The sequence below is a fragment of the Deinococcota bacterium genome (genome assembly GCA_030858465.1).
Lineage (GTDB): Bacteria > Deinococcota > Deinococci > Deinococcales > Trueperaceae > JALZLY01.
In genome coordinates, this window is sequence record JALZLY010000029.1 from 1 (window position 1) to 6496 (window position 6496).

Below are 6496 nucleotides of genomic sequence, written 5' to 3' on the forward strand. Positions count from 1 at the left end.
ACGCGCCGCCGCGCCAAGTGACCGGCCCTGCACCGCCTGCTAAGCCATGATGGAGACCCCGACCACCTTCGTCCGCGTCGCCAGCCTGCGCGATCTCAAAAACGGCATGAAGGTCGTCCAGCTCGGACGCCGGAGCGTTCTGCTGGTCAGGCACCAGGGGCGCGTCTACGCCACCGACCCGCGCTGCCCACACATGGGCTTTCCCTTGAACAGGGGCAGCGTCGCGGACGGTATCCTCACCTGCCACTGGCACCACGCCCGCTTCGAGCTCTGCTCGGGCGGTACCTTCGACCTCTTCGCCGACGACGTGCGCGTCTACCCCATCCAAGTACACGGCGAGGAGATTTGGCTCGATCCCAGCCCGCAACGCGACGAGGTCGCCTACCAGAAAGGCAGGCTGAAGGGCGGTCTCGAGCAGACCATCTTGCTGGTGCTGGCCAAAGCCGTCCTCAGCCTAAACGACCACGGCGTGGAGGCGAGCGAGGTTCTGCGCGGCGGCGGCGTCTTCGGCGCGGCGGGGCGGGACGCCGGCTGGCGCGACGGCCTCACCATCTTGACGGCGATGGGCAATCTCTTGCCGCGGCTCAGCGAGGAGGACCGGCCCTTGGCGCTCTATCACGGCCTCGTCCACGTCGCCGGCAACGTAGCCGGGCAGCCCCCGCACTTCGCCACGGGGCCCCTGCCGACAGGCGATCTCGAGCCCGCGAGGCTCAAGCCCTGGCTGCGCCGGTTCGCCGAGGTGCGCGACCAGGGCGGGGTCGAGCGGGTGATGCTGACGGCGCTCGAGCTTGGGCAGGGATCTGCTGAACTGGCCGACATGCTCTTCAGCGCCGTCACCGACCACTCCTATTTGGACGGCGGCCACAGCATCGACTTCGTCAACAAGGCCTTCGAGCTTCTGGACGTTATCGGCTGGCAGGAGGCGGAGCGCATCCTGCCCAGCCTGGTGCCGGCCCTGACCGCGGTGACGAGGATGGAGGAGACGAGCAGCTGGCGGCATCCCGTGGACCTTGCGGCTATCCTCGAGCCGATTTTTGCCGAACTGCTCGGCGGCAGGCTCATGGGCGACGTTCACCGTAGCGGCCTCCCGAAAGACGCCTTCGACGCCCTCGTCATCACCCTGCTCGGCGATGACCCGAGGGCCAGCGCCGAAGGCCTCGCGCGGACGCTGCGAGACGGGGCGGGGCTGACCGACGTGTCGCTGGCGCTCTCCTACGCCGCCGCCCTGCGCGTCGCGCGCTTTCACACCGCCAACGAGTTCTCCGACTGGATCGCCGTCCTTCATACCTTCACGAGCGCCAACGCCACCCACCAGCTCCTCAAGCGGGCGCCGTCGTTGGAGGGCGCGCGGGGCCTCTGGCACGCCGCCATGCACCTTTACCTCAACCGTTTTCTCAACGCCCCGGCGGCGCGGTTGCCGGATGACGAGACCGTCGCCGACCTGCCGGCGGAGGCGGAGGCATTGCTTGAGCGCCTGCTCGAGCTCACCGACGAGCGGCAACGGGTCGAGGAAGCCGCGGCAGTGAGCTACCGTTACCTGCGCCTCGGCCACCCCGACACCGGGCTGGTGCGGACACTGGCGCACACCCTCTTGCGCGAAGACGGCGAGTTTCACTCGTATCAGCTGCTCGAGGCCGGCGTCCAGCTCTACCACGAACTGAACACCCACCGTCCCGATCTGGCGCCCGACGTTCTCGTCGCCGTAGCGCGCTACCTCGCCGGGCACGCGCCCACCGACCGCGCCACCACCCAAACCTACCGCATCGCCCTGCGCCTGCACGCGGGCGAGAACTTAGACAAGTTAGACAAGGAGGATCGATGACCAGAACCGCCCTCATCACCGGCGCCAGCCGCGGCCTGGGCTATACCCTGGCCCGTTTCCTGGCCGGCCAAGGCTACGGCCTCATCCTCACCGCCCGAAAGGAGAATGCGCTCGAGGCCAGCGCGCAAACCCTCAAGGGAGCGGGAACCGTGCTCAGCCTGGCGGGCGACGTGGCCGACGCCTCCCACCGCCGGGAGCTTAGCGAAGCTGCCCGCACTCTGGGCGGCCTCGACCTGCTCGTCAACAACGCCTCCGCGCTCGGCCCCACGCCGCTGCCGCCGCTCGCCGACTACCCCTTGGAGGCGCTGAGGGGGGTGCTCGAGGTCAACCTGCTGGCGCCGCTGGCGCTCGTCCAGGAGGCGCTTCCCCTGCTCGAGGCGAAGCGGGGCCTGGTCGTCAACGTGTCGAGCGATGCCGCCTTGGGCGGCTATCCGAGTTGGGGCGGCTACGGCTCGAGCAAGGCCGCCTTGGACCTCGTCACCAAGACACTGGCGAACGAGCTCCAAGACAGAGGCGTGAGCGCGGTCGGCGTGGACCCCGGCGACCTGCGCACCGCCATGCACGGGGCCGCCTTTCCCGGTGAGGACATCTCCGACCGGCCGCTGCCCGAGGTCACGCTGCCCTTTTGGGCCTGGCTCCTGGGGCAGAGGCCCCAGGACGTGAACGGGCAGCGTTTCGCGGCCCAAGCCGAGACCTGGACGCTGGTGGAGATGTGAACGTCACCGAGCTCGACTTCGGGCGGCCCGCCCAGTTGCAGGCCAGCGCTCCGCCCGAGGCTAGAGGCCTGAGGCGCGACGAGGTGCGCCTCTTGGTGAGTAGCGGGCAGGGGCATCACCACGCGACCTTCCGCGATCTGGCCGACTACCTCACCCCTGGCGACCTGCTGATCGTCAACGACAGCGCCACCCTGGCGGCCAGCCTGCCCGCCGAAGGCAGCGCCGGGCCCTTCATCCTCAACCTCTCGACCGACTACGGCGGCGGGCTGTGGCTGGCCGAGCCGCGCTGGAGCCCCGGCCAGCCCGGACCCCTGCCGCTGCGGGCGGGCGACGCCTTCACCGCCGCCGGGCTCTGTTCTCGCGTCGTCAGGGCCTATCCCGGCCTGCCGCGCCTCCTCTTCGTGAGTTTGAATGGCGACGTGACAGCGGCCATGCGGAGGCATGGCGAGCCCATCCGCTACGGCTACCTGCGGGAAGCCTACCCCCTCGAGCACTACCAGACGCACTTCGCGCGCCTGCCCGGCAGCGCCGAGATGCCCTCAGCGGCCCGGCCCTTCACGCTCCGCGTCCTGGCCAGCCTGCGGGCGCGCGGCGTGCGGCTCGCCACCGTCACCCTGCACACCGGCGTCTCTAGCCTGGAGCTGAGCGGTGACCTGGGGGCGCAGACGCTCTATCCCGAGCCCTTCGCGGTGCCCGCGGCCACGGCGGAAGCGGTGAACACCGCCAAAGCGGAGGGGCGGCGGGTCGTCGCCGTGGGCACGACCGTGGTCCGGGCGCTCGAGGCTTCCTGGAACGGCCGAGGGGTTACAGCCAGGCGCGGCTTCACCCGGCTCTACCTGCGCCCCGGCCGGGAGGTCAGGGTGGTGAACGGCCTCCTCACCGGCCTCCACGACCCTCGCGCCAGCCACCTGGCCATGCTCTGCGCCGTCGCCGGCAGGGCGGTGATTCAAGAGGCCTACGCCGAGGCCGTCCGGGCGGGCTACCTCTGGCACGAGTTCGGCGACAGCCACCTCATTCTGCCCTAGCCCTTCTCACCTTCGCGCCCTGGCGCTCTAAATGTGATGTATAACCGTCGCAACGGGCCTAAAAGCACCATAATGATCTTTGGATCTGAGGCAATCTCCCATTCCTCACCTCCACTTCTCTTTCGAGCTTTGTGCTCCCACGCAAAGTTCGCCTGCCATGAGGACCCCGTGCTTCCCACACAGGGTCCATTTTTTGCTTAGCGGACGAAGCCCTCGAGCGAAGGATGAGCCAGCAGCGCGTCCAGGCTGGGTTCTTCGGGTTCGTTGCCGCCCGTCAGCGACTGGTCACCTACCCACAAAGAGATGATCAGCCAGTCCTCCGGATCGGTGGAAATCTCACCGCTCCAGGGCTCGCGGCTAGGCCGGTACAGCAAGACGGGCGTCCAGGCGTTGAGCTCGAGTTCTCGAGGGTCGACGACGCGCCCGTCCTCCCCAATGTTCAGACGATCCCAAGCGCTGCCACGGTTTTCCATGTCGATGGGATAGCAAGTCCGGCTATAGAACCCCACGAAGCCGACAAGGACGGGAGTGCCGCCGTCGGGGCACGACCAGAGAGGCGCGGCCGGAAAGCCGACGATGAGGCGGAGGTGGTTGTCGTGGTGGGGATTCGGCGGGTAGGCCCTGCCTATCCTGCTGAAGCCGCCTATGCTTTGAGAAGCCACGGACGCGCGGACACGAACCTCCCGCACCTCGTCGGTCAGCTCGAGCGACAGGACCTCAACATTGCCGATAAACGGAAGGACATCCTCGAAGGCCAGCGGCGTCGTCGCAATCTGCGGCACCGGTACCGCAGGCGACGAAGAGAGCGCCTGCGCCACCCACCAGCCTGTACCGCCCAGCACCAAGACGACGACCGTCAGCCAGCCGAGGGGCGCGGTGAAGAGGTGGCCCAAAAACCTGCGGTTGACGCTTGCGGGCGGCCCCATGCCCATGACGGCCAAGTGTTCGGCCTCCTCTCTGCTGAAGCCCTCGAGCATCAGCTCCCTGGCGCGGCCGTTCAGGTGGACCCGCAGCTCGGCGGCGGTGTCGATGCGCTTCCTAGGCAGCAGTCCCTGCGTCACCTGGCGGATGTAGCGGTCGGCGGGAGAGGCCATCTACACCTTCCCCCTTAGCCTCGAGCCAAACGGGTTCAAGATCGCGTCGAGCGCCTTGCGCAGGGCCTGCCACTCAGCCTTTTTCCTTTCACCGGTCTTTCTTCCCTCGTCGGTGAGGCTGTAGTACTTGCGCGGTGCGCCGCCCGCGCTGCTGTCCTGCCAGAAGGTCTCGACCCAGCCCGCCTTGACCAGGCGGTGCAGGGCGGGATAGAGGCTGCCCTCGCGGAAGTCGAAGGCGCCGTCGGTGCGCAGGTTGACCTCCTTGAGGATCTCCAGGCCGTAGCGCGCGTCCCCTTCCAGGATCGATAGCAAGACGATGTCCAAGGTGCCCTGCTTGAGCTGCCGGTTCATACCCATCCCCTTTACCTTGCACAGTAAGATACTTGCATGACTATATAGTTAGCAAGAGGGGATGTCAACTCCCGAAGCGCCTTCCCTAAATCCTTCCCTACAACAGGCTCAGGTCGACGGGCTCGAGCTGCGGGTTGTCGTTGGGTTGCCGGCCCACCTTGGCGACGTTCCGCCAGCCGCCGTTGATTTTGGCTCTCACCACGTCGGCGGTGAAGTCGTTGTTGGTGCCCTCCTTATTCGAGTTGGAGAAGAGGCTGCTGCCCACGCCGTAGGCGTCGACGGGCACCTTGAGCCCTTCGAACTGCGCGATGCGCTCGGCCGAGAAGCCGCCGGTCGCGACGATCTTGACGCCGCGGGCGTAGCTCTGGGCGACCTCCTCCAAGCCGCTCGGCACCCGCCAGCGCAGGGGCGCCTCGTCGAGCGCCCGGCGCAGGTTGAAGACCAGGCGCGGGTTGACGCCGAAGTCGAGCTTGGGGTCGCCCAGGGGGGTGACGCTCTCGTCGCGGAGCGAGCCGGCCGTGTCGGGCCGGACGCCGTGCAGGCGGTAGCGCTCGGCCTCGCTGCGACTACCCGCCGCGTAGTGGTGGGCGAACTCGTCCCAGAGCGTCTCGGCGACCGCCAGGCTGTCGCCGACGCAGTCGTTGTTGAAGTCCACCAGGGCGATGCGCGGCACCTCGGGGGGAACAAAACGGGCGTAGGCGAGCATGGCCGCGGCGGTGTCGCCGAGATAGGCAGCGATGAGGGCGTGGGCGACCGTGCCGCCGCCCGCGCCGCCCCACCAGTCGCCCTGGGCGTCGGTGCTGACCAGGGCGTCGGGCCCGCGGCCGAAGTCGTGGCGGTAGCGCTCGACGGCGATTTGGTAGGCGTAGCCGTCCGCCGCCTGGATCTCGTGGGCGTCGAAGCGGGCCGGGAAGAACAGCACCGGCTTGCCGCGCGCGGCCTTCAGGACCTCGTAGACGTTGGTGGCGATGCGCGTCCCGCGGCTCAAGATGCCCAGGATGGGCGTCTCCAGGACGGCGAAGTCGGCGTATCTGCCGCGCACCTTGAGGGCGGGCGGCACCTCCATCGGCTCGCCGTCGTAGTGCAGCCAGCTGCCGTCGTGGACCGCCTCGACCTCGAGCGCCTCCCAGCGCGAGACGAAGGTGCCGTCCTGCTGGCAGCCCGTCGCCTCCTTCAAGATCGCCAAGGCCTTGTCCACGCCCACGGCCAGGCTGCGCGGCCGGCGCCGGGTGAAGAACTGCATCTCGACGACCGCCTCGCCGGGGCGGTAACCGGGGATGAGCGCTTCGCCGTCCTGGCGGCTGCCCTCCAAGGTGCGGAGGATGTTGTTGAAGTATTTGTCGCTGTACCAGCCCGTGCGCAGCCGCTCGCTGTCGAGCTTGAAGGCGGCGGCGGGTAGGCGCTTGCCGTTGAAGAAGCTGATGGTGACCTCCGAGATGGAGCGTTCAGCCGTCAGCATCAGCAGCCAGCCGTAAGGCTTTGCTGATG

The 6496-nt window shown here is 68.3% G+C and carries 6 protein-coding genes; 3 read left to right on the forward strand and 3 right to left on the reverse strand.

The annotated features are described in order from the left end of the window. Nucleotides 1–46: 46 nt before the first annotated feature. Genes M3498_01770 through M3498_01780 form a run of 3 tightly spaced genes read left to right on the forward strand, consistent with a single transcriptional unit; the run spans nt 47 to nt 3563 of the window. Nucleotides 47–1822, forward strand: a complete 1776-nt coding sequence (locus M3498_01770; GenBank protein ID MDQ3458024.1) for a Rieske 2Fe-2S domain-containing protein — start codon at nt 47–49, stop codon at nt 1820–1822. After that, on the forward strand, nt 1819–2538 hold the full coding sequence (locus M3498_01775; protein MDQ3458025.1) for an SDR family oxidoreductase: 720 nt from the start codon (nt 1819–1821) through the stop codon (nt 2536–2538). Before M3498_01770 ends, M3498_01775 begins: the two co-directional genes overlap by 4 nt. Continuing rightward, nucleotides 2535–3563 (forward strand): S-adenosylmethionine:tRNA ribosyltransferase-isomerase, encoded by a 1029-nt coding sequence (locus tag M3498_01780; GenBank protein MDQ3458026.1) that lies wholly within the window; start codon nt 2535–2537, stop codon nt 3561–3563. Before M3498_01775 ends, M3498_01780 begins: the two co-directional genes overlap by 4 nt. Before the next feature lie 197 nt (nt 3564–3760). Here M3498_01780 and M3498_01785 read toward each other — a convergent pair whose 3' ends face one another. The 3 genes from M3498_01785 to M3498_01795 form a co-directional block, all read right to left on the reverse strand. Beyond that, complete coding sequence (locus M3498_01785; GenBank protein MDQ3458027.1) at nt 3761–4657, reverse strand: permease prefix domain 1-containing protein; 897 nt, start codon at nt 4655–4657, stop codon at nt 3761–3763. After that, on the reverse strand, nt 4658–5008 hold the full coding sequence (locus M3498_01790; protein MDQ3458028.1) for a PadR family transcriptional regulator: 351 nt from the start codon (nt 5006–5008) through the stop codon (nt 4658–4660). Nucleotides 5009–5105: 97 nt separating this feature from the next. Beyond that, nucleotides 5106–6431: a nicotinate phosphoribosyltransferase gene (locus M3498_01795; protein ID MDQ3458029.1), complete on the reverse strand. Its 1326-nt coding sequence runs from the start codon at nt 6429–6431 to the stop codon at nt 5106–5108. Nucleotides 6432–6496 lie beyond the last annotated feature (65 nt).

What these genes read in the sequence shown, in the direction of transcription:
- M3498_01785 (MDQ3458027.1), bottom strand. Translation starts at nt 4,657, where the DNA reads ATGGCCTCTCCCGCCGACCGCTACATCCGCCAGGTGACGCAGGGACTG.
- M3498_01775 (MDQ3458025.1), top strand. Translation starts at nt 1,819, where the DNA reads ATGACCAGAACCGCCCTCATCACCGGCGCCAGCCGCGGCCTGGGCTAT.
- M3498_01790 (MDQ3458028.1), bottom strand. Translation starts at nt 5,008, where the DNA reads ATGAACCGGCAGCTCAAGCAGGGCACCTTGGACATCGTCTTGCTATCG.
- M3498_01770 (MDQ3458024.1), top strand. Translation starts at nt 47, where the DNA reads ATGATGGAGACCCCGACCACCTTCGTCCGCGTCGCCAGCCTGCGCGAT.